Origin of the sequence: Nostoc sp. CCY 9925, assembly GCF_963920935.1 — a bacterium.
Taxonomy (GTDB): domain Bacteria; phylum Cyanobacteriota; class Cyanobacteriia; order Cyanobacteriales; family Nostocaceae; genus Nostoc.
The window spans coordinates 1-26730 of sequence record NZ_CAWUDO010000099.1 but is presented as its reverse complement, the minus strand read 5'-3'; the positions used below and the strand labels follow the sequence as shown (position 1 = coordinate 26730).

The following is a 26730-nucleotide window of genomic DNA, read 5'->3' as shown; positions in this document are numbered from 1 at the left end:
AGTTCTGTCCGATCTGCTGCTAAATCATTGGTAGACAACTGTTCAGGTGTTTCTGGGTTTCTGGGTAGCTGACTCATTAGAATCGCACAGGTAAAGCATCAAATCCCTTAAAAGTTAAGGTATTGTGACGGGGAAGGGCGGGTCTTGCCGAATCAAACTGAAGATTTGGAAACCGCTTCAGCAAAGTAGAGAAGCAAATATTTAATTCCATTCGAGCTAAAACTGCACCTAGACAGAAATGAATGCCAGGACCAAACCCTAAATGTTCATTAGGCGATCGCTCAATTTCAAAAATGTTTGCTAGTCCTAATTTAGAGTTTGCAATCCCCCCAGGATAGAAGTTTGATAAATAATTTACCTCTGTCGAGCAAAAGATATACTTGCTATAGAATTTCTACTTATGGAATGATTTGGGCAGAACTTTTTTATAGTAGCTTTTACGCGATGTGCAACTTATCAAGAAAGGCAGAGGGCAGAGGGCAGTCCCGATGAAAAAATTTCGTGACACAAGGCTGGTGTATAAACGATGGATCTGTTTGTGTCTCAGTTTTATCAATATCTTCGGCTAGAGTAAGTGATACGGTTGATGTCCTAACTACCTTGGCGGTTGCTATACCTGTAAACTTCCGAAAAATTACTTTTCTTTTCGTTTATCGAGTTCTTGAGTGAGAAAATAATTGAGGAAAGTTCGGATCAACGCAACAATGCCTAATTTTCCTAGAGACTCAAAGGTTGAGGTTAAGGTGGTAGAGAGAATATCTGCTCCTAATTGAAACTCTAATGCCAGCACCAGCCAAATTCCAAAGTTGAGCCGGATTTGTAGCAATCGGTTTTGACTATGATGGCGGTTAAGGAAAATCGCTATTTGTCCAGTTTTTAATACACCCAATAAGACACAAAAGACAGCAATGGATTCTAGTAAGAATTTGAGCAAAGTAACAACGAATGCTAACCCGCTCTCTAGCTGTTCAAATAATGCCATAATTTAGCTTTTTTTCTCACGCAGAGGCGCAGAGAGGAATTAAGAGTACGATCTAAATATATGAAAACTGCATTTAACTAGGTTGTTTCTCTAATTTGCGTTTATTCCAGATTGAGTAAAAACCACCGATAACTGCTCCCAAAATTAAATAAGCTATGAGTGTGGCAATCACCTGCTGTTGTACATGATTCAAAATAGCGATAAACAAAGCTAAACCAAAATTGCGAGCAATACAGAAAATCGCCAGGGTAGATCGCGTATCATCATCGAATCTGCCTAAAGCGTGTCCAATTCCTAGAGAAGCAATCACCATAATTGCGATCGCTACGAGTGGTAATTTCCAAACTTGAGAAAACAGTGGCAGCCCTAAAATGCACGCTAAAACAATCAGCACCAAAAAGAGACTGTTAGCAATAAAAGTTAAAGGTTTAGCAATCTTTTCGGTAAATGTAGGCGCGAACTTTTGCATCAAAATACCGAGACTAACAGGTAATAACTGCACCATAATGACTTGCCGAGCAACTTCTAAAATTGCCACTTTTTGGGAAATACTCTCAAATAAGGCGGCGAAAATCGCCAAGGTGATGGGAGTAACGAAAACCGCAAGTATTGCCAGAGTTAGCTGAAGACTGGCTGAGTAGTGGAATCTACCTCCAGCCTGTTGCGATCGCTTTGTGGTTAGAGGTGCACCTGGAGAAGCTGCCAACAAAGCCAATCCTATCATCACTTCCGGCGGTAAGTTAAACAGTTTTAGCAAGAAGATAACCACTAAAGGAACTAGCACAACAACAGCTAAAAGCGCACGGAATACTAAGGCAGGTTTTCGCCAGAAGGAGAGCATCTTTTCAAAAGAGAGGTTGCACCCTATAGCTAACATCAGAGAAAAAATAGTGACTTTAACAAGCATTAGAATTAGAGGATTGTGCATAGCTGTTAAATGGTTGATGCTGGGTTTAGTCAAAAATAATTAATAGTCACTATTGAATTTGTTTTTTAGCTGACCAGAAGAGACAGGGGAAAAGGAGCTTCTGAGCGGGGGGGCAAGCCCTGTCCTTTGAGGACACTTATACGGGGCGGAGTTCAAGCTTTGTCCCGGTTTTCCCCTCTGCCCCCTGCCTCCTGCCCTCTTTCCTCTTGCTGACGATTGCACTTAATGACTCATTAACTCGCGTCTGTTTCAATAGTTTATTTAGTAAAAATTTCAGTTCATCTACTGATGGGAATAGCCTTTGGAATTTGATATCAATAACGAGAGTTTAATTTAGTTAATCTTTTATCAAGGCCGATCTAGCCTCGGCGGGAGCAAGCTGCGTTAAAGATAGCTCCCCTCATAAAAGCCGATTTCTGTATAAGGATGATAGTAATCCTAAATCATTTATAAATCATCAAATTAGCGACTTTTCTATGAAGTCGCTAATTTGATTTTTGCAATTTCTATCTGTGATTCTGTCAGAAGATAGATGAAATTATGTAAGCATCAGTATGATGAATGTTAGATACTAAAAAAATTAGAAAAATCAAAAATATCCTAATATTTTGTAAACAAATAATAAAATGATTGATAGAAATGACATTCATTCTGGATTAAGAGCTAGACAAAAAATTGTTGGTGTTTTTAAGAAAGTAAGCTGGCTTTGTTTTTGGTTACAGTTAGTTTTAGCTGCTGTTAGTATTTTAATTCTATTGTTTGCGATCGCTGACCCTAATTTCAATATTAATCTCAAATCTGGGTTAGGGCTGCTTTCTACTGTTGGTGGAATAGGTGCATTAGGTTTGGGCGTTTACTGGACTTTTCACTACACTCGTATTGCACAACGTTTACAAGTGTCCGAACCAGGTATCTATCCTAGCCGTAAGGAAGTAGTTCGAGATTTACATATTGGAATTGCTATTCATTTTGTCGGGGTGTTACTAACTTTAATTGCAACGCAAGTAATTGTTGGGGCACTTTTAGTCAAAGTAATAACTCTCTCTCCCGGAATGACTATTTATAAATCTCGTCAGCTTATTGAGCCACTCGATATCTTTGTGATTCAAGCTAGTATTTTGATGAATACTGCTCTATTTATCGGAATTGGCTGTGCATTTTGGTTACTTAAGCAAGTCAATCAGGCACAAACATGATAGCTGAAACATGGGTTATTAAACACTAATTATTAACTTATTAAATCCCTCTACGGGTTCATGAAAACTAGAAATAGTTTGCCGAACATTAGAAAGGCATTTTCTAGTCTTTATCTCAACGCGTAAGTCCTCATGGCTAAAGTTGAAGAATTGATACCTCAACAAGTCTCCCAAATAGACTTGAAACCAAGAGGAAGGGTGCAGCTAAGTCCTGTAAGTTGGCGAGATCAGTTTTTGTATTATCTATTACCTGATAGATTTAGTGACGATCGTGAAAATGAAAGGGAACTTTTTGACCGTACTAATCCCTTAAGGTATAAAGTTAAGGATAAAGCTACCTGGATGGCAGCAGGCAGGAAGTCTGCGGGTGGTACTCTTAGGGGTATTAGGAGTAAGTTAGACTATTTGCAGCGATTGGGAGTAACAGCACTGTGGATTGGGCCAGTTTATGATTACAGTAGTCAAAATCTTTTAGATATTGACCCCCGCTTTGGTAATCGTCGGGATTTAAGAGATTTAATTGATGCAGCTCACGATCGCAATATCTATGTCATCCTAGACGTAATTTACAATCACCATATTTACGCGATCGCAGATCTCATAAAAGTATATCAATATTGGATAGCTCTTTGTGATTGCGATGGCTTTCGCGTTGATGTAGATAAACACATTTCCCTACAAGATTCGCATATATTTTCTACCGCAATTCATGAATACGCCCAATCTATAGGCAAAGATAATTTTCTCATCATTGGAGACATAACTTGTGGCGGCATAGCAGATGCCTACGTTGACATTTTTGGTCGTAACCTCAACGCCGTAGTCGATAACGCAAATATACCTCAGCAGTTAACCGCAGTAGTCAAAGGGTTAGTAAACCCAAAGGAATTTTTTGGTGAGTATGACGAAAATCATTTTGCTGGACAATACCGCCAACTTGGGCAATATCATGTCTCTGTTTTAGATAACTACGATATATCATCTCATAACTGGAAGCAGCGTTTTGCTGCCTACAGTAATGTACCTCATCTCTACGAACAAGTAGCCCACGTTGTCGGCGTGCAAATAACTACACCGGGAATTCCTTGCATATATTATGGAACAGAACAGGCTTTTGATGGCAATGAAGGTGAGCATGACTACAGTATAGAAAATGGACGAGTTGCTGAAGATAGATACATCAAAGAAACCATGTTTGGCAGTGATTTTGGTGCATTTCAAACAGCAGGCTGTCATTTTTTTGATATTGACCATCCTACCTATCTGCGGATTGCTGCGATCGCTCGTATACGCAATGGTCGAGATAAAATTGGTAAAGCATTGCGTCGAGGACATCACTACCTACGCAAAACATCTTTTTGCAACTACCCCTTCTCAATTCCTCCCCAAGGTGAGTTGGTTGCTTGGTCGCAAGTTTTATTTAATACAGAAGTTCTTATGGCACTGAACACCCACGCCTTAGAACAACGAGGTGCAGAGGTAACAGTTGATGCACATTTGCATCCCACTAACTCAACCATGACTTTTCTATACAAAAGCAATTGGAAAGATACAGACTTACGTCATCCACCACGTGACCAAACTGTCACTGTACAACATCATGAAGATGGTCGCGCAAGTGTCCGGCTTGATTTACCTCCCTCTGGAATGGCAATTTTAGCATAGGTGTAACCAGACCCAAAAGTTGTCAGGGTCTGGAAGCATAAGCGAGGATTTTAGGGTCTGAAACCTTATTGTTCATTTGGAACCATAAACGTACCGCTTCGGCAAACTTATGCTTACATGTGGGTTTGCAGACTAAGTGAAATTTTCCCCCTAAATTCGCAGACGCTGAGGAAATTTTCCACAAAATGTGTGGGTTCGCGCATAAAGTGAAATTTGAGCAACGCAGTTACAAGGGTTTGGGGCGACTAGATTCGCGCATAAAGTGAAAATCATTGTGGGGCAAGGATTTCAGTCAAATATTCAATTCGCACATAAAGTGAAATTTCCGAATCACAACTTTAATACATCAGGCAAAGCTATCATTTGAGGCATCTTGTAGTTTCTGTTGATGCTGACTTACTTGCACAGTAGCAAGGCTTTTCTGCAATGAGGATAAGTATGCAGACAAATTAACTTGCTCAGAGGTAGCTATTTCAACTTGCCCAGAACGAAAATCAAAACCACATCGACACCTTGTAACTGCGGGTCTAGACCACCGAATACCTTTGTGACAATTAGGACATTTTTTAAGCAGTACACATTGATGTAAGTGACAAGCTTTTACTAGATCCCAATCCCAAATTTTGCGACAATAAGCAGATTCGGTCAAACAATAAGGACACAGTTTTATCGCAAATCTATAAAGGGTGTATTGCTGGGAAGTAATCTCAGAAAGCAATTGAGAAGGGAGAGAAGCCATTAGTATTAACTGCTCATCGGTCATTTGAATAAGTTGACTGAGTTGTGAAGGCTCATATGGATTTTTGACAAGAATAATTCCTCGATTAATATGTAAGCCAGCTAGCTGCAAAATCCAATTAGGAGAAGAATAATAATTACTTTCACTGAGCCGAATTAGATAACCAGCTAAACTTTCATCTTCATAGGAAGTTGGAGTTCGCAAAAGCACTTGATGAGAGTATATTTTCTTCAAGAGTTCCTTAATATTTGAGCAGCTTTTAAATGTTTAGATTTAGACTTAAGCCGTTTATTAGTTGCGCCAACTTCTAAGTCTACAGTTGGAGAATGAACTGTCTCAATCTCAAATTTATCAGTGATAAAAGGATTATTTTTATCAGGTTTATCAGCTCGAACAGATTTTTCAAAAGCCGTTGCTAAAATATTTAAGTCAAGTTTTTCTTGATTTTGGTTAAGAGCTAAATAAGCTCCATACCGAACTAGCTTCATTATATGAGCAACGACTCCATCTGAAGCGTAGTAAAGCCTTCTTGCTGTATATACTTCAGATAAATTTGAAGCTTGAGCTAGAGGAAGCTTTGACTCTAATAAATGTAAAAAAGTCCGAAATTCTGCACCACTATCTACTTGCCATTCAAAAGACGAGAGATAATTACGGTTAGCAAAGCGGCGACTAAGTTGAGAATGAGATTTAAGTTTAAGAACTTCTTCAGCTTCAGGCAAACCAATTAAAATAATTGGCAAGTTTGTATCTAAAATTAAAGTCTTTAACCAATCCGAAACTGTTTTAAGAACTCGCTCTGAATCCCGGTCAATAAAGTGTTGGAACTCGTCTAAAATAATTAATTCAACTTGACAATCTTTGAGTAGACCAATTAAACGAATTGTTTGATTACCAATTGTACCTTTGTCATAAGCGGGGTCGCCAAGTTTCCATAACAATTTCGTTACTACTGTCTTAACAGTCGCTGGGGAAGGAATGGTAACAGCTAAAATAGGAACAACCGTACCACTTCTTGTAACAACCTTTGGATATTTATTAGCGTAAGCTTTATAGATCGTAGTTTTTCCAACTCCTGTATTACCACTAAGAAACATACATTCTGGTTCAGCCTTACCTGAAGAAAAGTGATGGCAATACTCTATAGCTGCTAGAATTTCCTGAAGGCGAGGATAAATAACGTAAATATTATTAATGATTTGCAATTTTTCCGATAAAGTCATTTTTATTAGAGTTGTTAAGCTTTTGTTCTCGAAAATTTCCTTATTTTGGTAGACCAATGCTCACTTCCCAGCCAGTTAAATCGGGCTTCCAATCATCAGATGGAATAACGGATTGTTCCAGAGGAGAAACATCAGTTAATTCTCCAGAGATAACTGATGTTTCATTTATTTGATTTTTGGGATTATTTGATATTTTATAATTAGAATTATTTGGTAATTTTTGTTCTTCTTTATTCCGTTCCATTTGTTGATTATCTAATAAGTTGATTAAGGTATTATCAGGATTACCTAAGTCAGAAATTCCTGTAATCTCACTACTCCTATTGAATAAGCTTGCTAATTCTTTATCAGCCATTAGACTAAGATTTTGGCGCGGGCTACTTTGGTCTTCATTATTAAATGTAAATTCATCTACTTTTAAGTCATCACGTCCAATTCCTAACCATCTAGCCATCGATTTACGAGTTTTCCCTTTAGAAGATTTTTGCCATTCACGCTCAACAATTTCTTGAATCTTCTGTTTAGCTAAAGCCAAGGCCACAATATCAACTCTTTTTGACTCAATAGCTGCTAGGTTTTTAATAACTCTGTGTTGCCAAAGAGTTAGTCCTTGAGTATACTCCTGATTCATTGCAGGTACGACGATAAACTGATGGTTGGTTGGGGCAAGGACATAGATTTTTGATAAATCTGTGGGGTCATACTTAATAGTGGCTTTCTCTCTTTGTCGCAAGCCACCCCTCCTTCTCATGTCCTCTCCTTCGTAATTTGAGCGGAGTCGAGCCAACTCACAACTGTTATAATAAAGCCCATAAAGCTCTACACCTCTTCTAGTAATAACCCGCTTTTCTACCGCTCCAACCAATACTCTTAAATCTTGAAGATTTACTGGTAAGGAAGGTGGATATTCTGTTATTCCTTTTGACCAAACTTCATCTCTAGGTGTACAAAATTGAGAATGAGAACTTTGATTATGAATGTCTACAATAAAGATGTGAATCATCTCTTGCAGAGCTTCAAGAGAAACCACAGCATTCTTTTTGGGATCATAATCATATTGGGTTGTAAATTCCTGAAATAATGCCCCTGGCTGTCCCTGCAATAGCTGGGTATTATAACTACTAAATGTCCTTTCTACGCTACTTTTATACCAAGGCATATAAGGAGGCGTATATTGAATACTTATCCCTAATTGCTGACAAGCATCTTGAAAGTGTTGGCTATAAAATTCTTTCCCATTATCAACGACAAGAATTTCCATTATTCCATAGACGTTCCAGTCCTTTTTGACTGAAGGAAATTTGTTTTTTACATAGTCTTTTGGATGAATAGCATGGAGTAGACACTGCATGACAGAAAGCGAACTGAAAGGCTCAAAGCTGAGGTAGTAGCCAACAATAACTCCTGAATATTTATCAACAGCAGTGGTTAAAGAGGGTGTGCCAATTGGCATCCTTGTGTCTGTATCAACAACAAAGAAAGGGAGAAGCGTATGATCAATGTCAACTCTTTCTAAGGGACGAGAGGGACGCGGCCCTTCTTTAACAGGGTTATACATTAAACTGGCAGTTCTCTTTCCATAACGACCAACTGCTTTTTCAATTGTGTCTAATTGTTGAATCTGACGGTAAATTGTGGCGCGATGAGGAATCTTTAGAGCAGTTTTTCGTTGAGATTTTCTCAAATTATTTTCAGCGAGAATGCGACAAATAACGACATCATAAATACTGGCAATATTGGGACATTCAGGAGTTAGATATACTTCGGTAATAACTTCTTTTATTAATTTCTCGACTTCTGAGGTTATTTTGGGGTTAAAGTTTCCTTTCTTTTGATGTCTAGGAATTAATGAGCGAATATCACCACCACTATGAAGATAATCTTTTAGCCAACGATAAAGTGTAATATGTGAAGGAGGATGTTTATCTTCAATTTTTTGAGCAACTTGCTGAATAATGGGAACCAGTGAAGATGAAGTATATGTTGACAGTTTCTGTTCTAAAACTGCGAGAACATATTTTTCTTTTCGTTGGGCTTCAGCTTTGAGAGATTCAGGAATTTCCGAAAAATCTACTGCTTGATAGTGATTGACGGTTTCAGTATCAGCCATTTTTTGAAAATTTAATTGCCCCGTGAAAAAGTATTGAATTAATTCTTTTTCACTTAGCCAATTAATTTGCTCTGTGGATTCTTCAAGTAGTTTAAATTTGTTGCCTATTCTGTCTTGGATAATATACTCACGGTTATGCAACCATAAGTGGATTCCTACTTTGAATCTAACTCTAGTCATTTTCCCCACTCCCTGCAAGGTAGGCTTGTGAAGATAAGTAAATTAGACTATTATTCTTTAGCTGAGTCATTAAGTCAGTTGTTAAAAATCCTAAAAAAATTAATTTTAATAAAATTGCTTTATTAATCCCTTGAGGTTGTAAATTGTTGATAGCTGTAGATAGAGGAACTGGCGATTTTGAATGAAAATATTGATGACAAATAATTAGGTTTTGAAGTTTTAAAGGAATTGTGGCATACCGATAGAGAAGTTTAACGTTATTTAAGAGAGAGCCTCTGCTCATCCAGGGCAAACGCATCTAAATTACTCTTGATCACAACGAAGGTTAAAAACCAACGAAAAAATCAGGATTTCGCGCTTGATTATTTTTTAAGCCCCAAAGCGATCGCCTAAAATTTTCGCAATAAGCAAGAGTTAATGACATTAATTTTAGTTCTATTGAGAATAGACTTTGCTTGTTGACATGATGCGGCCGCCCTGTCTGCTCATCATTTCATCAGTGATAATGACAAATTCCCAACCAAGAGACTTCAAAGTAGAAGCTATTACTGGAAATCTTTTGACATTTTTTTGATCGTCAAGCCAGGAACTTGGCTTAATTTCTACAATTTGTTGCTTTGATTGCCGTTGCACTAGAAAATCCGGAGTATACCGCCTTACCTGGTCATCTAAAATGTAAGAAATTTTGAAGGGTTGAGTGCTGTAGGAGAGGACATCTGGATCAATTTCCAGAAGATACATATAATTTCTTTCATTCAGAGATTCGTACCAAATCAGGGAGTGCATCTTAAAGCTGAAGAATCTACCAATGTTTTTCTTCGTCCCTGTATTGGTAATTTTTCGTGCCAAGGTAGTCAAGTTGCTTTCCTATGGGATGTTCAGTATTCCTAATTGTTGAATGTTCCCAATTTCACATAAAGTGAAGCTGACTTTTGTGATTAGTTACAAAATTTCACTTTATGTGCGAATTGAATATTTGACTGAAATCCTTGCCCCACAATGATTTTCACTTTATGCGCGAATCTAGTCGCCCCAAACCCTTGTAACTGCGTTGCTCAAATTTCACTTTATGCGCGAACCCACACCGACAACAGATGTCCGAAATCAACGCTGTCAAAGACCGTTAATTTTAATCGTAGTTTATATCGGATAAAAGATAATGATACCTTATTTTGTGTTGGGGCGTTATATGGTCGTTGTCACTGAAAGCATAAGATGAGCAACTTGCTCACTTTATGCTTTCATACGCGTGTTGTTCAACTTATGATTACAGTGATGGTTGAGGTCGGAAATTGGAAGTCGGAGGTACAGTTTTGTAATGGGTGCTACACCGACCACAAAACTTGCGGCTTTGAGAGCCGCTTCCTTAAAGCCACAGAATGTTGTTTATCTTTGTTTATTCTTACTTGCGACTTGCGACTTGGGCATCACCGTGCCAAAACGGGAAAATTGTACGCTTGTATATTGAAGGAGTGTAGTATGTATTCCCTGCCCCTTAGCAATAATTAGGAAAAAAAGTGTTTTTTATATCCACATAATCAAGTTATCTACTGAAATTATTCTGAGAAATTTGGTAAGTTTTTAAACGCTAATTGTGCTACTTCTTCGGCACGCTCTGACGTGACTTTCTGATACCGTAATGTTGTCTGAATGCTTTCATGTCCCATGAGCGCCCTAAGTTCTTCAATGCCCATTAATCCCACTCGCTCTGTAGCAAAAGTATGTCGGAGGTCATGAAGTCGAATCCCCTGAAGTTCTGGAATGTTCTCAATTAAGCTTTTCCAAGATTTATGAGCCATCCGGTATGACAGACGGGAGACAACCAAAGTTTTTGGCTGTTGAGCTGTAAATAGTGCTGTATGGTTGGGATGTCTATAATATTTAATGTAGTGATTTAGACTAAAAGAAGCTACTTCACTGTAAAAACACCACCGTTGCTTGTTACCTTTGCCAATAACCTGAAATTTCCGGGCTTTGAGGTCTATGTAATCTAAATTTAGAGCCAGTACTTCAGCAATCCTAGCGCCACTAGTATGCAACAAACGCACCAACGCAGACATTCGCACATCTGTTTTGATAATTTGATACAGGACACTTAACTGAGTAAGAGTAAGATAACGCACCAGGTCATCTGTAGTGTATTCTCCTTGCTCTCGAATGGGTTTGCGTCTTGCGAGTCCTGCAACTGGATTGGATTTGAGATATCCCATATCAACAGCGAAGTTGAATAAAGCCGTGATTATAGCTTGATGACGGTGGTGTGTAGTATATGAAACATCGGTTAAATGATTGAGATATTCCACTAAAACTTGTCTGTCAATGATTTCTATTGACCATCGCCCAGATGGTATTAATTTAGGTTTAACGCGGATGGCTGACGCAACTATTGGGATGTCCTTTGAGCGTTTAGCATGGGTGGCAGATTGGTATATTCGGGATGAAACTTATTCCAAGGCTTTAGCAGAGGTGGTAAATTTCCACACACAAGTTCCATTTGCTGCTTATTGGGGTGATGGGACAACATCTTCTTCTGATGGTCAACGGTTTAAAACAGGCGGACATCGCAGTTTTAATGAAGAGATTAATGCCAAGTATGGTAAAGATAGAAGCGTAATTTTTTACACGCATATTTCCGACCAGTATGTTCCGTTTCACGTTAAGGTAATTAACGCCACGATTAGAGATGCAACTCACGTTTTGGATGGTTTGTTGTATCACGAGAGTGATTTACAGATTCAAGAGCATTATACGGATACAAGCGGCTACACTGAGCATGTGTTTGCGATGTGCCATTTATTAGGGTTTAGATTTGCACCTCGAATGCGAGATTTACCTGATAAAAAATTGTATACTTTTGAACCTACTCCTGCTGATTCGGTTTTGGCACCCTTGTTAGGTGACAAGATTAATGTGAAATTGATTCAAGAGTCTTGGGATGAGATTCTCCGCCTTGCTAGTTCAATTCGGACGGGGACGGTGACAGCTTCTTTGATGTTGAGGAAATTAGCTTCCTATCCTCGCCAGAATCGTTTAGCTTTAGCTTTGCGGGAGTTAGGGAGGATTGAGCGGACTTTGTTTACTTTGGAATGGTTGCAGAGTCCAGAATTGCGGCGACGGGCGACGGCGGGACTAAACAAGGGTGAGGCGAAACATACCCTGAAAAGAGCGGTGTTTTTTAATCGTCTGGGGGAAGTACGCGATCGCTCTTACGAAGATCAGTTTTATCGGGCTAGTGGGCTGAATTTAGTGATTGCTGCTATTGTTCTTTGGAATACCGTGTACTTAGAAAAAGCTGTGGATTATTTGAAACAACAGGGAATGGATATTTCTGAAGAATATTTGCAACATTTGTCGCCGTTGGAGTGGGAGCATATCAATCTCACTGGCGATTATGTGTGGAATTTGAAGCAGGCGACTAGTTTGGACAAGTTGCGCCCTTTACGAGTTAAGGAAAATAAGTATCGCTGAAATGCTTATGCAATATAGGTTTCAGCCTTAGCGTACAATTTTCCCGTTTTGGCACGGTGATGCCCATTAAGGAAGGTTTTTCAACCAGTTAAAACCTTGCGAATTAAGGTGAGTTTAGTTTTGTTCAACTTTAACATAGATTTGAAAAAAATCATGCCTATCAGGAATTTTCTTATAAGCAATAATAATGGTCTTGTGAACGTTGATAGTCCAGTGCAAGGAAATCAAATCGGGGCTCAACACAATTACCCACCCAAGCAAAACTTAGTCAGCGCATGTCAGGAAATTAAGGCGATTCTAAATGAACTTTCCCAAACATATCCAACAACTACTGAATCTCAAAAACAGATGTTTGCTGATGAATTCAAGAAAAAGGCTGAGCAGAAACCAGCACTGAAATCTAAAATTATTTCAGCCCTGCAATCTGGTGGTAAGGAAACTTTGAAGCAACTTTGCAGTCATCCGGCTGTAGATATTGCGATCGCAGTTTATGAGGGGTGGCAAAATCCTTCATAAGTCTTCATCATTGGTGTAATCCCTCAAGGGTGAAATTACTCTCCTAACAACACTGTCTAATGGTGGTAGGGTGTGGAACAGCGTTACTACGCTATCACCATGAGCCAAATCGCAGTTACAACTATGAGAATCTAAATAAAATTTCTGACATTTACCAGAAAGCGGCTAAATATTGACAGAATCTGGGATTCAGGAAAAGTTCACTAGCCCTTGCTTGTAACCGAGTTACAAAAATTTTGATGAGCTATTGCTTACAGCCTTTGTGCTGTAAGGCTTAGAGCAGCAAATTTTAAAAATTTATTTTTTGTAACCTTTGTTTAATTGTTCCCAATATATAAATTTCCGTCGTAAATCAGAGGTTTGAGAGATAGTGAACGACTATGCAATCATCTGGCTATGGAATTGCGAGCGCTACTTATCAGTTCTACAAAGATTAATTTTAATAATTAATTCTTTCAGAGAAAATTAACTCGATTTACGGAGGTGAATGAGGAGGTTGATTTTCTATGTCGCTTGCAGCTAGTAAAGGAGGAGTATATGCAAATTATAATGACCCCATTGGTTATGATATCGATGTAATCAAACAATGGTTATTAGTAGGTCAAAAACAAGTCAGCAGTAATCAACTCTATCAAAATTTAGTCAAAAAATCCTGTCCCATCCAGTTAGAACTCGGTATAGGTAATACTTGTGGATTAGAATGCAAACATTGCTTTTTGGGTTATAAAAATGGTGCGATGATTACTGAATTAACACCGATGCCAATTTTACTCAACACAGTCACAACAATGATTGAGGAAATGGGGACAAGATTAATTGCAGTTACAGATAGAGATGCTTTGACACCCAATCGTTCCATACCTCTTTTTAAACATATAGCTAAACTTCGCATCAAGTATCCTCAAATCAAAATGGGAGGAGTAACCAATGGTTTAACAATTGATAAATATGCTGATAGTTTAGAGACAATTAAACTTGATTATTTAGATATTTCTTTAGACGGCTTACGTCAAGAACATGACGCCATTAGGGGGAAAGGTAAATTTGATGTGGTATTAAATAACTTAAGAATTGCTTTAAATCGACAGTTAGCTCAAAGAGTAATTGTAGCTATTACACTCCACCGATTCAATGATAGTTCAGTTATTAGACTAATTCATAAACTTATTATTGAAGAGAAAATTCAATGGTTTGATATTGGCCCTTTGATGGCTGTGAAAATGCAAAAGTATCAGCTACAAGCAAAGGATATAGTAGAATTTTTAGACAGTCTATCTCAGTCTCTTAAACCACTAAGAGTTTCACAACCAGTAACAATTTTAATGGAAATATGCGCTTATTGTGCCGCTTTTATTCCAGCATTAATAGACAGAGGTTGGCTAATTCCCGAAAACATTCGTCAAGATCAATATGGACATTTATATCAAAACATTTGCATTAATGGCTCCATAACTATCACACTACGACCAGAACTAATTCCCGAATACTGGCGACACACCTTAAGGATTTCATCCGATGGTTATGTAATTGGAGGATGTGAACCTCTAACCCAAAGAGATTATACTCAACTAGCAGTCAGCAATATTCAGTTAGAAGATATTCAAAACATTTACCATAAAGCTTTAGCTATCGACTCACCTTTTTATCGTGCGATTATGAGTTATCAGCAATCGAACTGCCGAAATAAAGCTTGTTTCACTCATTGTTTAGGTGGAGATTCTCTTTTAGCTAAAGCAGTATACGACGATTACAACGTCAAAGATCCTAACTGTATTTGGGAAGAGTATAAATACGAAAATATCTCAGACAAAGCAAAATATCTCAATCTTTCTTAATTATTCATAACTTAAACGCATTCAACATTTCTGACCATCTTACTCCCTGTATTGTCCATGAATTTTCATAAATAACAATCACAAATTTTTAATTGTGAGCAAAAAAAAAATATACCCATTAAAATTTTATCTAGGAGTATGCTGAAATAATTGGCTAAATACTTTATGACTTCTAACTCATATTTTGTTAGTTATGTTGAAAGGATTCAAGAAGCTTTAGCAGTTTTCTCTATGACCGATGTTGAAGCGGCAAAATATGTGCAGTTAAGCGACAGCATTAATAATTATCGCCCTAATTTTTTGATTTTTGAAGTTTTATTTAATTATCAATATGAGGAGCAAGGAAAAACAGCGATCAGAAGAAGGTTTGATCCTCATGTTTCTGACCAATTATTCAACACTTTTCAACCAGAATCATTATTAGATGATGTCAAGAGATTATATGCTAATGCTGAATTTAGGCATTTAGATTGGCAATCAGTTAGATGGGAAACCCAAGAAACTGAGGAGTTTGGTGTATCCAATATGGCTGCAACAATGCGGCGTTTAGATAAAATTTATCACGATAGAATCAAAAAAATAGAGCCAGGTGCAATTCTCAGAGAAGATGAATTAACTGAAATAAAAGAGATAATTACAAAATTAATTAAGCGATACGAAATAGAATTTATTCCTACTAATCTTGGCGCTAGTGCTATAATTTATGAAGCCTGGAAGCTAGGTAATCTATTGCCTTTAGGTAGTTATGAAGCAGATGCACAGAAGTTTCAAAAAATGATTGACGGGTTGTTTATTTGTCAAAACCAACCCAACACTAAAGATATGTTATTAACAATGGCTGATAATCTAGGATTATCACATTTAACAGAAATCGAAAAAAGCAGACTTAGCAGTGGCAAGATTTGGACAAGAAAATTATATAATGAGGATTCTCAATCCTGGTTTGCTTGTGTAGAGAGGTCTTTAATTCATAAAACTACATATACCAATGAGCATCCAGATGATTTAGATAATTATCTGATTCATTTCCCATTAATTATTGATAACTACTGGTTTGTTGGTATGGCATATTTATTTGCCAAATGGAATGCAAAATCTCCAGAGAAACCAGAAATTTTTCAAAGAGAAAAGTATTTCAAACTTTATAATGTTATTCAAACAGTCTCCGAAACATTGAAATTTTCTTTGAAATTTGATGCCTTATCAAAAATAGAGAAAAACTTAAAAAATAACTTAAGCCCAACAGATTTATTCCTGGAAACAGTCAAAGATTATTTTGTAAACTTTAATGTTGCTAAAACTGGAGAAAAAACCAATACATCATCGACTAATACTATGTTAGCTTATTCCGATCATGGTATTGATATTTATGGGCCTACATGGTTAACAAAAAAACATAGAAAGTTAATTAGAGAAGAATTAGATGGGCAGAAAAAGATAGTAGGTATTGAAATTCCTGGTTTATATGAAGAGCTACTTTTAAGGAAAAAAGAAGCTGAGAAAATTCAAATGCGGGGTAGAGAAGAACAATCTAAACAAATCGCACATCAAGCCGCAGGTTTGGTAGCTGAAGTTTGGGATGATCCTGCAAAAGCATTGCTGAAACCGGGAACGAAATCATCTCTTTGGCAATTAAAATCTTTAATAGATGTTTGGGGTAACTTTGACCTCAAAGCATCTAAAAATATTTCTGAAGAGCCAGAACATGATTTTCCTGAATGGGAGGTTTTACCTGATAAACAGGTTTTTTATGAATTAATTAATATCAGTCTACGCCATGCTTTACGACGTGCAACATACACTCGCACTTTAGAAGAAACCAGCGATCTTGAAACTCAAATAATTGATAGGAAAACAGTTGATAAAGCCTTAGAAATTTCTGCAAGTTTTGAACCAGTTTCTGTATTTAGTCATCAGGTATTTGAAAGTTCTTTAGAAGCAGTTATTAAATGGCCAGATGAAGAATGTCTAGATTGGTTACGATGGAGAGGTTTTGCTATTTGTTTTCATCATTGTTTTTGGCAAGCAGCATATCATGCCTTCCGTGCTAAATGTGCTGGTCAATCAGGACCATATTTACTGATACAATTGGAGAGAGATAAAGTAACGATTAAAAATAGCAAACAACTCAAACTATTGCAAATTGATGAACCAAGAGATCTGACATTTTATGAATCTTTAAATAATCGGATGAAAGGTATTTTACATATTTACATACCAAAAATAGAAGCTGACTTATGGTATACAGTTATTAAAAAAACGTGACTTTTATGGAACTACTAACAAAATATTTAAATCAGGATGACCAATGGTTAGGATATGTCTGGAATCAAGACCAAGGACAAAAAATAGTCATTGTTGTTGATGACAGTTTTAAATTGGTTGAATATGACTCTCCACCCAATGCACATGGCTATGGTTTAAAAGTAGTTTTTGATAAACTGAGCCATTTTGATGATATCTTAGCAATTGGTTTCTTCGACTTACCTCAATCACCTGCAATTCAGGATATTAAATTAATTGTTGACACCATTAAAGATTGGGTAACTAAACTCCAATATCAAAATTGTAAGCTGTACCTACTAGTAGATTATTATCATGGTCAGCAAACTATGCAAAGTGAAGCACATGGTCTGCGATTTGTTGATTATTGGCAAGAATATCAGCCTCTAATAGCAGAAAAAATTGCTCATTTAAGTGTCGGTGGTGTTGGGGAAGATTTACCCAACCCTTATAATTTAGAACGTTTTCAAAAAACATTAATTCAGGAGCATAAGCAGGATTATAAGCAACTACCTGAAGCTTTTTTAGCTTGGTTAGATATTGATGAACATCCTCTATGCCGACTCTGGCGTTACTCTGATAGATGGTTTTTCAGCGATGAGCCAACAATCCTAGTAAAGCATAACTTTGCCGAAGTGAGAAAATTCTTATTTGAGCGAAAAGACGATACTAGTGTTTATCAAGCTAAGGAATATAAAAGAAAAATTGCCAATGCCTTACAAATCAATATCCCTCATACTTGGTGGGAAAATGAGGTATCAGCCCATAATCTTCATGAGTCACTAAAATGTTTGACTGGTGCTTTTTTTTGTGGTCAAACTAAGAATAGCGCAAAGCGTAATCTTTCTGTGGGTTCGGCTTATATTGTAGCATTGATGGCTCATCAAAAAATTTACGGTAATGCCAATATTTTCATGGATGATCCTGAAGTTTGGATAGTATGTTCTCATGCTAATAGTCCAATTTTTCCTTTACAGGATCAAGAAACTGCACGCAATTCTGCCATTGCCCTCTATGATTTATTTACTTGTCTATTCACCCTACGTAATAAAAATCAAGGAAGCTCTTCCGGAAAATCTTTAGTACGCAGTGTATGTTTTTATGAAGCAGGTAGAATCCTCAAAATACAACTTAATTGGAATGCTCAAAATCCACCGCTAGATAGTCCAAATAGTCTAGCACAAATTATTAACACAACATTTAAAGAGCCAACAATTAATATGGCTATAGGTGCGAAAAATACTAGAACTACTATCTTAAATTTGTGGTGTCAAATGGCAATTAGTGAGAGTGGATTTATGGGCCCAGGGGTTGTATACATGGAAGCGGATACACTAGTCATTGCTTCCATTAAGTAAACTTAAACTACAATTAATAAATAAATAAATAAATTATGAATACGCCATTAAGCCAACTTCCCTTAATTGCTTATGTAATTTGCAGAGATACTAGAAATTCTCTTTGGGCAAAAGCTTTATTAACTAATTTTTCTGAAGTATATATCATTGCATCTAATAGTGATTATAGAAAATTTAGCCATAGTGATACCGAAGGGATAATTATTCTAAAAAACAAATTACCTACATTTGTGAATGCTATCTTTTTTCATTCTGGCGATGAACTTCTGTGGCGTAGTTGTCAAGTAAATTCTCAATATATTTTTGAATTTAATACTCCCGGTACTCCTGAAGTTAAAGAAGGTATTCTGCCGATATTACGGCAAACAGCACCTAATTTTGCTATTAAACCAAAGGATATTGCAGAAATAGCTGATTATGTCAGTGGACAATGCTCAAGTTTACCTCTAATTTGCTGTAAAACTTTAGAATTACTACCTGCTCTGTCATTACTTTCTCAGACTTATATAGAAGTATATTCTCAGCAACAAGAAGTAAGTTATTCATCATGGTGGCTCAAAGGGTTGGGGCTGTCAGAAGATAATCCAACACAAACTGATTATCTGATGAGTTTATTAGATAGTGAGTGGCAGATCAGCGGAAGCAACGGTAATGATAAACAAGATGTTGCCAACTTAATTCATCATATTACTTCATCGATAAATTCCCAAAAGCAAATTCCTCTACATCTAGTGGAAGCTGCGGCTCCAGCTCTTAATTATTACTTTGGCTTACAATCTACTGACGTAAATTTCGATAAAATCAAACAGCAATTTAATTCTATCTTGGCTTTTAAAGGCAGTTTGACAAGTATCACTACGGCTGTTGTGATATCTACATTGATGAATATTTCCATGTTATTTATTGATGAAAATGAACATCAATATAACTGGAAAGATTTTAAAAAATCTGTTGTTATTATGACAGAGGATCAATTAAAATACTTACCAATGCTTAGGTTAAGAAACTTTAGTGGTGCTGTTTTAGTGTTGTCCTCTACTCCGTTTTCAATTTTAAAACAACAGTATAGAATTCTGCGCTTTGGACATGGTTCTCATGACTGTTATGGTAGTTCTTTGGTGCTGAATAATTTGCTAAATCAGCTAGGGGAGTTAGTACCCCTAGAGCCAGAAAACTTTAAATTATTGCAGAAAGAATTACAGGTGATGGAAAATAACAGGAATAACCAAATAACATCATGTATGGAAAATATTAAATATATCAAAAATTTACCTAATGAAGATAAGCAGAAAATCAAAGAGATAGAAAAAGCCATCGAGCAATGGGGCGCAGATGCTAGGGTAGCTTGTCATACAGTAGTAAAAATTGGTGATGAGCGGCAACAATTACAACAGCACTTTCAAACAGCATTAAAGGATATTATTATTCAGGATTATGAACGAAGATATGAGGCAATCTGTAGATTAGAAGAAGCTTTTAATCACTTAATAAACCTGCTACAATCTACTGGGGAAAAATTTATTTCTTCACGCTAAAAAGGTGAGGTTGTGATTGATATTAGTATTTTATTATTAGATGATGATGAACTTTGGTTAGCTCGACATGAACGGCGATTAGAACAAGCTGGTTTTATCTGTCACTCTACTCAAGATGCCAAAGAAGCTATCAAGATAGCTAAGACAAATCCATCTGTTAAGTTTGCGCTGATTGATGAAATTCTCTATGTCACACCTATTCCTATTGCCGAGGAGCAACGAGAACTCCAGAGGTGGCAAGGAAGTGGTGTGATTAGAGAAATCTATGCCCAACGCACGGATATGCAAATTATTGTAGTGACAGCAGCCCCTGTGTTTTTAAGCGATGGTGATAATCAATTATTTAGAAGAGAAACAGCAAAATTGCGGAGGCAAAAAGGAGTTATTGATATCATTCACAAATCAGATATCCAAGAAGATCCTGATAGTGCTTATAATTGGTTAATAGACTTACTTAAACAGCCTAATTTTTCTGTTAAAGCCTCTGTCGTCACACCTAGAGTGTTAATTGGTTTAGGGTTTACCAATGATGAACATCAGGCGATGGCAGAGCAGATGAATATGCATAGGAAACAATATTTGCCGATAGCTCCTTTATTAAAGATAGGTGGACATAAACACCAAATACTCGATGCCTTTTGGCAAAAAGCTAAGGAAAAATCAGTATTATTAGAAATGCCTGGCTCAAAAAAACTTGACCCTCTTTTTGGGATTAAAGCTGAATCAAAAGCTTTCCAAATATTAGCTTTTTTGGCGAAACAAACTGAACAACAGAATGGGGTAATTATTCGTGAAGAAAATTATCATTGTTCACCACGGAAATCAAAAACACTAGCAAACTATATTCCGGAACATGATGCTTTAGCTGTTCAAGATTATGCTTATGGTTACGATACGCATAGTAGATTAAACATACGATTTGGAGTTCAAATTGAGGGAGGAGCGAGTAAAAATTCTCCTCTCAAAGTGGCAATTCACAGGTTAAGTAGGCAATTAAGTAAACTCAATGTTGGCCCTGCTCACAAGTTATTTACTTATGAACCAGAGCATAGAGGTTATCATCCTTGTTTTGAGTTGGGTATTGTTCTTTATACGGTGAAAAAAGGTAAATGACAGGTCACAGGTTATAGCATCACCGTCGCCAGGTAGCAGGACTATATCGCTATAATCCCGCCCCCTCAGAACCGGACGTGCAGACTTACAACGTATCCGGCTCAAGCAAGTCATAAACCACGAGTCGTTCCAGAATGTATTTGCTGATAACAGTCCGTAATAGGCGGCTATATTAGGACACTTGCCACTGCCCTTAGGTGTCCCTAACAGCTTGCTCTCGGAGGGCAATGAATGCGCGACCTTGTGGTGTGACGCTGATGTAATTAGAAAGATCATCATTAGGATGATCGCCTTTAGGAAGATCGCGGATGTCTACGACTCTTGGATTTTGATCGAATTTGATGTAGCCGAGGATTTTGAAATAGTTGAGTTCCGTTGCTAAACCGACCCTCAACTCTGGATCAATCCAAAAAGCTCCAAATGCACCAGTGGCGAGTTTCTTCAGTTGATAAAACGCATCCTCAGACATAGAGAGCGCGTAGAGCTTTGCAATCCTGTCTTCTTGCCCTTTGACTCTGGTCTGCAAATGGTGGTTTAGAAAGGCGACTGCGATTGAACCGGCGACTGCGATAACCGAACCGCCGAGTCCGAAGAGGGCCACAATGATTGGAGTATCCATGTTTTGATTGTACTCAACCTGCTGAAATTAAATCACTGTTTCGCGGACAACTTGATCCGGCGCGTGCACGTGAATTACAGGAGCAAATGCTGGCGATCGCGGGCAACGATTTAATAAAACTTGTAGAATGCTTCTACAGCCACGTAAAGACAAAAGTTTCAATCGTCTATTCCACAAAATTTTAAATTAAGTGGAATAGAAGAAAAAGAGATGATTAGCTCAATACGCTAAAGCAATCCTCCTACCACTCTTGAGATTGATAATCTTGAGAAGAACTTCTCATCTGAGTCTTGGAGTTGAGCGATCTTCAGGAAGATTTCGTCATTCAGTAATTTAGAGAGCCAAGAGCATTTACTCATTATTATGTCGTCCTTCTATTAGGCATCGTAGGTAAACGGTATCTTCTCCAAAAACGCCTCCAAATTAACAACAGTAAAATAGCAATAATAAATCCGCCTAGAGTATATATCCCTTTAGTAGCTGGCATTAACCACCAGGGTTCTTGTGTAGTTGTTGGTGGTGGCGTATCCAGTTTCAAGTTGGATAACTTGATCAAGATAGACCTAACGGGGTTATCGTTCTTTTCGGCTAATCCTGGTAGTACTGCAACAAACGAGCCAAAAGCCCATCCTCCCGCTAGGAGAGTAACGAAATTTTGAAAGTAGCGATCTCGTTCGGCTTTTTCTACTTCCACTCGACTACGAACAGCGTTAATAGTATCTGATTGTAATTTTAAAAATCGCTCTGAAGTTTCTGAGTCTTTAGTTATCTGTAAGCGATATTTATCCTTCACTAATCTACTAAAATTTGTAAAAAATCTTAAATCTGTTGCTGAATTTGCTTGAATACGGGTAGTTTTCTGTTTGATTCTCCCTAAACGTTTTTCATAGTTACTCAAATTAATATCAATTGTAGCAATTTGTAAATCAAAAAGAGTTAATTGTTTTGTATAACTATTGAGTGTATTTTGGATATTTACTAACATTTCATGTAAAGTATTTAACTCATTGTCTTTATTTATGGCTTGCTCAATATAATCATTGCCAGCTTTAATTGTAAGGAAATAAGTTTGCAGAGAAAATTTTACCTGACGACTTTGAGCATAAGCCCAAAGTATCTTGTGGCGATAGTAAAATAATCGCATCCAATCAGCATAAAATTTTCCAGATAAATTTAAGGTATTTTCGTCAGGATATATGATGATAATAAAGTGTTGATGATCTTGAATCAACTCAAAAATATTTGCTTCCAGAAAATGCCCTTGTCCTTCTAAATCTTCTTCCCAATCTAAACCAAGTATAAAAGACTCATAGCAAGCTTGAGCAATTTCTTCATGGCTCTTGGTGTGATCTGGGGGTAGCCATCCAGAAAGCATCCAAGTTGCGCCAATATTACCTGTTTGACCCTTTAATATTTGCTCAATTTCAGCTTTAATATATGCAAAGCAATTAGCTGGTTGAACATCAACTTTATTATTTAAAGCACAGTCTATAAGTAATCCATAACTATCATCAAGTAGTACAGGATAAAAATAACCTTCATATTGCTGATTTTGAGATTTGAACTGTGCAGATATATTCTTCAACAGATGAACATACTCACTTTCTGAATCATGTTGGTTTTCTACAAATAATAATGAATCAACATGGTCAGAAAATTTATTGTAAAAAAACTGTTGATTTTGCTCAATTTCTTTTTGAGTATCGCCTAAGCTATACTTCAAGTCATAGAGGAACAGGTCAATCGTAGGATTTATAATTTTGGTCATTCCGTAAGTTATTGAGATTTTTGATTTAGTCAGTAAATCACAAACAATTAGTTTTGTATTAAAAAAGAGATTCAACTGTGGTCAAGAACACAAAAGTAGATAATTAGCTATAGATCTTATTTACCGCTAATATGTTGGTTTAAAAATTCCTGAATTTGTTCAAAACAGCTTAATTTTTTAGTAGTTTCCGAAGGATTAGGAGTTGACATCACTCTAATAGCCATATTGGTGATTTCACTACTTTTTAAGTCTGAGGAACTAACTTGTAGAGGTGCACGAGCTATTAGCTGAGTTTTGGAAGTGGGTGCAACTTGTTCTAATTCAATCTCTGTGGGTAGTAAATTTTGAGGAATTTTATCACCTAAATTTTCTAATTGAAATTTAAAAAATTGAAATCTTTGGTTCAAAGCTTCGTTAGCTTGAATCATTCCTAATAAACGTGGTTCAATCAGTCTCTCCCAAGCTTTTGGATTAGCAGCAAGCTGTTCCGCAGCAAAAGATAAGTCAGATTTTTCTGTATCACTCAGAGGTGTTGCTGAATCCCTTAATGCCACCAACAGCGATAATAAAGTATTGTTAATATTTAGGGTAATCATTGGAAAATTTCTCAAATTTTTGGTAGTCATGAAGGTGTAAGGATAGAAGTAGGCTCACATACTTCCAGTCAAACTTTTAGCTGTTAGGTTATATCTCTAGTTTACTAATTAATATTGATTAGCGATTATGAAAAGAGAATCGCTAGTGATTGGCATTAATCGCTACCCTACCTTAATGGAAACACCAAGCGATCGCCCGCCACATCTCAAAGCAGCAGCAACTGATGCAGAAGCCATAGCCAAAATTCTGGAAAATTACGGCAATTTCCATGTTCAGCGTTTACCCGCATAAGGGATTAGCGGCTTTTGATTTTAATGATGAAGACCCCAAATATTTCTACGGGCGCACTACTTTAACTGACATACTTTTAAACAAAGTAAGACAATCAAATTTTGTGGCGGTGGTGGGGGCTTCTGGAAGTGGGAAGTCTAGCCTGGTGAAGGCGGGTTTACTGCATCAATTGAAGATGGGGCAAAGATTAGGGGGGAGCGAAGAATGGGTGGATAAAATTTTTCGTCCCGGAGAGCATCCCCTGAATAACTTAGCCAGAGTTTTTATAAATAATATAAATTTCCGACAAATTCAGGAGGCTGGCATCCAGACTAATAATACTCAATCTCAGCTAGAAATAGCCACCCAATTAATTAACCAAGGTGCAACAGGATTAACCGCATTAGTCGAAACCACATTCCAAACTGTTCCTTTACAAACCCTTGTTTCTCATCGCCTAATTCTTGTTATTGATCAATTTGAAGAAGTTTTTACTCTCTGTCGGGATAAACAGGAACGACAAAAGTTTTTTGAGTGCGTATTGGGAGCATTGAATAATCCACAATTGACTGTAGTAATGACGATGCGGGCAGATTTTTTTGGTAAATGTGCTGAACAAGAATATGCAGGACTAGCACACAAAATTCAAGAAAATCTAGTCACTGTCACCCCAATGAATAAACAAGAATTGACAGAAGCCATTACTAAACCTGCCTATAGAGTTGGCTTGGAACTCCAACGGGAACTGGTAGAACAAATGCTGGCAGATGTAGCAGGCCGCAGTAGTCTACCTCTGTTGCAATATACCTTAACTGAATTGTGGCATAAGCGCGAGGTTAATCGCTTAACCTTAGCAGAATACACTCGGCTTGGTGGAGTCAAAGGCACACTGCAAAAACGAGCGGATGAAATTTATGAGGCTCTGGAAGCGAAAACAGAACAACTAGTTGCCAAACGGATATTTATAGAGTTAACGCAGTTAGGAGAGGGAACAGAAGACACTTGCAGACAGGTGTTGAAAGCCGATTTAGTCAATGCTCAACAATCAGCAGAAGTAGTAGAGCAAGTGCTAATGAAGTTGACAGATGCCAGATTAGTAGTGACATCGGAACTACAAGCACGGGGAGAAAGTGAAAACACAGTAACAGTGGTGGATGTAGCTCATGAAGCATTGATTCGCCATTGGCCGAGGCTGCGTTCTTGGGTGAGTGAAAACCGAGAAGCAATTCATTTTAAGCGCAAAATTGAGACAGAAGCCCAAGAGTGGTTAGATAATGGCAAAAACAAGGATTATTTACTGCGGGGGTTAAAATTAGCGCAGGCAGAAGATTTTTTGAAAACTTATGCTAACAGGTTTCCTCTCAGTAGTTTGGCACAGGATTTAATTGTAGTTAGCCAAGCTGAACATAATTACCAGACTCAACAAGAGGAAGAACGCCGACAGCGAGAACTACAACAGGAAAGAAAAGCCCGCCAAGCTGCTCAAACTAGAACTTTAGTAGCGCTGGCTTCAACACTTTTCGTGACGATAACGGCAATTTTTGCTGTTGGAAAGTGGAGAGAAGCCCAACAGCAGTTCAATATTGCTCAAATGCAAAACAAGAATATAATTGCTGCACAATCTTTAAGTTCGGATTCTCAACTAGATGCACTCATTGCTAATGTGAAGGCTGGAAAGCAGCTGCATAAAGTCGAACAGTTACTAAAAGTACATCCAGTAACTAAGATACCGATTTTAGCGAACTTGCGATACATAGTTGGTAAGATAACAGAGCAAAACCGTCTCATAGCTCATGAAAGTGAAGTTAATAGTGTGGCTTTTAGCCCAGATGGCAAGATGATTGCCTCCGCTAGTTGGGACAAGACTGTAAAATTATGGCGCACAGATGGTAGGTTAATTCACACCTTTATTGGGCATAAGGATAAAGTGAATAGTGTGGCTTTTAGCCCAGACGGCAAGATGATTGCCTCTGCTAGTTGGGACAAAACTGTAAAATTATGGCGCACAGATGGTAGCCTAGTTTACAATTTCACTAAGCATAAGGGTAAAGTTAGTAGAGTAGCTTTTAGCCCGGATGGAAAGATGATTGCCTCCGCTAGTTGGGACAAGACTATAAAATTATGGCGCACAGATGGTAGGTTAATTCACACCTTTATTGGGCATAAGGATAAAGTGAATAGTGTGGCTTTTAGCCCAGACGGCAAGATGATTGCCTCTGCTAATTGGGACAAGACTGTAAAATTATGGCGCACAGATGGTAGGTTAATTCACACCTTTATTGGGCATAAGGATAAAGTGAATAGTGTGGCTTTTAGCCCAGACGGCAAGATGATTGCCTCTGCTA

The 26730-nt window shown here is 37.5% G+C and carries 22 protein-coding genes and 1 pseudogene; 11 read left to right on the top strand and 12 right to left on the bottom strand.

Going from position 1 to position 26730, the window contains the following annotated elements; translation table 11 throughout:
* Positions 1 to 76: 76 nt before the first annotated feature.
* From ACM0OY_RS32320 to ACM0OY_RS32310, 3 genes are all read right to left on the bottom strand, one after another.
* The gene (locus tag ACM0OY_RS32320) at positions 77 to 286 is read right to left on the bottom strand and encodes a cytochrome P450 (RefSeq protein ID WP_414572854.1); all 210 of its coding nucleotides are present in this window, start codon (positions 284 to 286) and stop codon (positions 77 to 79) included.
* 348 nt (positions 287 to 634) lie between these two features.
* Positions 635 to 982: a DUF1622 domain-containing protein gene (locus ACM0OY_RS32315; protein WP_414572853.1), complete on the bottom strand. Its 348-nt coding sequence runs from the start codon at positions 980 to 982 to the stop codon at positions 635 to 637.
* Positions 983 to 1055: 73 nt separating this feature from the next.
* Entirely contained in the window at positions 1056 to 1910 is an 855-nt protein-coding gene (locus ACM0OY_RS32310; RefSeq protein WP_414572852.1) for a bile acid:sodium symporter family protein, read from the bottom strand.
* 626 nt (positions 1911 to 2536) lie between these two features.
* Between ACM0OY_RS32310 and ACM0OY_RS32305 the strand changes: the two genes are divergently transcribed.
* Positions 2537 to 3106 (top strand): DUF3611 family protein, encoded by a 570-nt coding sequence (locus ACM0OY_RS32305; RefSeq protein ID WP_414572851.1) that lies wholly within the window; start codon positions 2537 to 2539, stop codon positions 3104 to 3106.
* A 132-nt stretch (positions 3107 to 3238) separates the two neighbouring features.
* Entirely contained in the window at positions 3239 to 4771 is a 1533-nt protein-coding gene (locus tag ACM0OY_RS32300) for an alpha-amylase family glycosyl hydrolase (RefSeq protein ID WP_414572850.1), read from the top strand.
* 346 nt (positions 4772 to 5117) lie between these two features.
* Here the strand turns inward: ACM0OY_RS32300 and ACM0OY_RS32295 are convergent, their stop codons facing one another.
* From ACM0OY_RS32295 to ACM0OY_RS32270, 6 genes are all read right to left on the bottom strand, one after another.
* Positions 5118 to 5744 (bottom strand): TniQ family protein, encoded by a 627-nt coding sequence (locus ACM0OY_RS32295; RefSeq protein WP_414572849.1) that lies wholly within the window; start codon positions 5742 to 5744, stop codon positions 5118 to 5120.
* Complete coding sequence (locus ACM0OY_RS32290; RefSeq protein ID WP_414572848.1) at positions 5741 to 6733, bottom strand: TniB family NTP-binding protein; 993 nt, start codon at positions 6731 to 6733, stop codon at positions 5741 to 5743. Before ACM0OY_RS32290 ends, ACM0OY_RS32295 begins: the two co-directional genes overlap by 4 nt.
* A 40-nt stretch (positions 6734 to 6773) precedes the next feature.
* Entirely contained in the window at positions 6774 to 9023 is a 2250-nt protein-coding gene (locus ACM0OY_RS32285; protein ID WP_414572847.1) for a DDE-type integrase/transposase/recombinase, read from the bottom strand.
* Complete coding sequence (locus ACM0OY_RS32280) at positions 9016 to 9321, bottom strand: hypothetical protein (RefSeq protein ID WP_414572846.1); 306 nt, start codon at positions 9319 to 9321, stop codon at positions 9016 to 9018. Before ACM0OY_RS32280 ends, ACM0OY_RS32285 begins: the two co-directional genes overlap by 8 nt.
* Positions 9322 to 9458: 137 nt before the next feature.
* Positions 9459 to 9881, bottom strand: coding sequence for a Tn7 transposase TnsA N-terminal domain-containing protein (locus tag ACM0OY_RS32275; RefSeq protein ID WP_414572845.1), 423 nt, complete (start codon positions 9879 to 9881; stop codon positions 9459 to 9461).
* A gap of 698 nt (positions 9882 to 10579) precedes the next feature.
* The gene (locus tag ACM0OY_RS32270) at positions 10580 to 11326 is read right to left on the bottom strand and encodes a tyrosine-type recombinase/integrase (RefSeq protein WP_414572844.1); all 747 of its coding nucleotides are present in this window, start codon (positions 11324 to 11326) and stop codon (positions 10580 to 10582) included.
* Between the two features lie 40 nt (positions 11327 to 11366).
* Here ACM0OY_RS32270 and ACM0OY_RS32265 point away from each other — a divergent pair.
* The 7 genes and pseudogenes from ACM0OY_RS32265 to ACM0OY_RS32235 all read left to right on the top strand — a co-directional run.
* A pseudogene (locus ACM0OY_RS32265) lies at positions 11367 to 12491 on the top strand (Tn3 family transposase); the annotation flags it as partial.
* A 195-nt stretch (positions 12492 to 12686) separates the two neighbouring features.
* Complete coding sequence (locus ACM0OY_RS32260; protein ID WP_414572843.1) at positions 12687 to 13007, top strand: hypothetical protein; 321 nt, start codon at positions 12687 to 12689, stop codon at positions 13005 to 13007.
* 506 nt (positions 13008 to 13513) lie between these two features.
* Positions 13514 to 14842 (top strand): radical SAM protein, encoded by a 1329-nt coding sequence (locus ACM0OY_RS32255; RefSeq protein WP_414572842.1) that lies wholly within the window; start codon positions 13514 to 13516, stop codon positions 14840 to 14842.
* A gap of 165 nt (positions 14843 to 15007) precedes the next feature.
* Positions 15008 to 17107, top strand: coding sequence for a hypothetical protein (locus tag ACM0OY_RS32250; RefSeq protein ID WP_414572841.1), 2100 nt, complete (start codon positions 15008 to 15010; stop codon positions 17105 to 17107).
* Between the two features lie 5 nt (positions 17108 to 17112).
* On the top strand, positions 17113 to 18483 hold the full coding sequence (locus ACM0OY_RS32245; RefSeq protein ID WP_414572840.1) for a hypothetical protein: 1371 nt from the start codon (positions 17113 to 17115) through the stop codon (positions 18481 to 18483).
* A 35-nt stretch (positions 18484 to 18518) separates the two neighbouring features.
* The gene (locus tag ACM0OY_RS32240; protein WP_414572839.1) at positions 18519 to 20018 is read left to right on the top strand and encodes a hypothetical protein; all 1500 of its coding nucleotides are present in this window, start codon (positions 18519 to 18521) and stop codon (positions 20016 to 20018) included.
* Between the two features lie 12 nt (positions 20019 to 20030).
* The gene (locus ACM0OY_RS32235) at positions 20031 to 21131 is read left to right on the top strand and encodes a hypothetical protein (RefSeq protein ID WP_414572838.1); all 1101 of its coding nucleotides are present in this window, start codon (positions 20031 to 20033) and stop codon (positions 21129 to 21131) included.
* A 193-nt stretch (positions 21132 to 21324) separates the two neighbouring features.
* Here the strand turns inward: ACM0OY_RS32235 and ACM0OY_RS32230 are convergent, their stop codons facing one another.
* The 3 genes from ACM0OY_RS32230 to ACM0OY_RS32220 all read right to left on the bottom strand — a co-directional run bounded on the left by ACM0OY_RS32230 (position 21325) and on the right by ACM0OY_RS32220 (position 24114).
* Entirely contained in the window at positions 21325 to 21750 is a 426-nt protein-coding gene (locus ACM0OY_RS32230) for a hypothetical protein (RefSeq protein WP_414572837.1), read from the bottom strand.
* Positions 21751 to 22111: 361 nt separating this feature from the next.
* Entirely contained in the window at positions 22112 to 23518 is a 1407-nt protein-coding gene (locus tag ACM0OY_RS32225; protein WP_414572836.1) for a hypothetical protein, read from the bottom strand.
* A gap of 116 nt (positions 23519 to 23634) precedes the next feature.
* Positions 23635 to 24114, bottom strand: coding sequence for a hypothetical protein (locus ACM0OY_RS32220; RefSeq protein WP_414572835.1), 480 nt, complete (start codon positions 24112 to 24114; stop codon positions 23635 to 23637).
* A 127-nt stretch (positions 24115 to 24241) separates the two neighbouring features.
* On the opposite strand from ACM0OY_RS32220, the gene ACM0OY_RS32215 reads away from it, so the two are divergent.
* Together ACM0OY_RS32215 and ACM0OY_RS32210 are read left to right on the top strand one after the other, a co-directional pair.
* A complete protein-coding gene (locus ACM0OY_RS32215; protein WP_414572834.1) occupies positions 24242 to 24406 on the top strand; it encodes a hypothetical protein in 165 nt (54 codons plus the stop codon).
* On the top strand, positions 24384 to 26730 hold a 2347-nt coding region (locus ACM0OY_RS32210), incomplete at its 3' end, for an eIF2A-related protein (protein WP_414572833.1). The genes ACM0OY_RS32215 and ACM0OY_RS32210, both read left to right, overlap by 23 nt.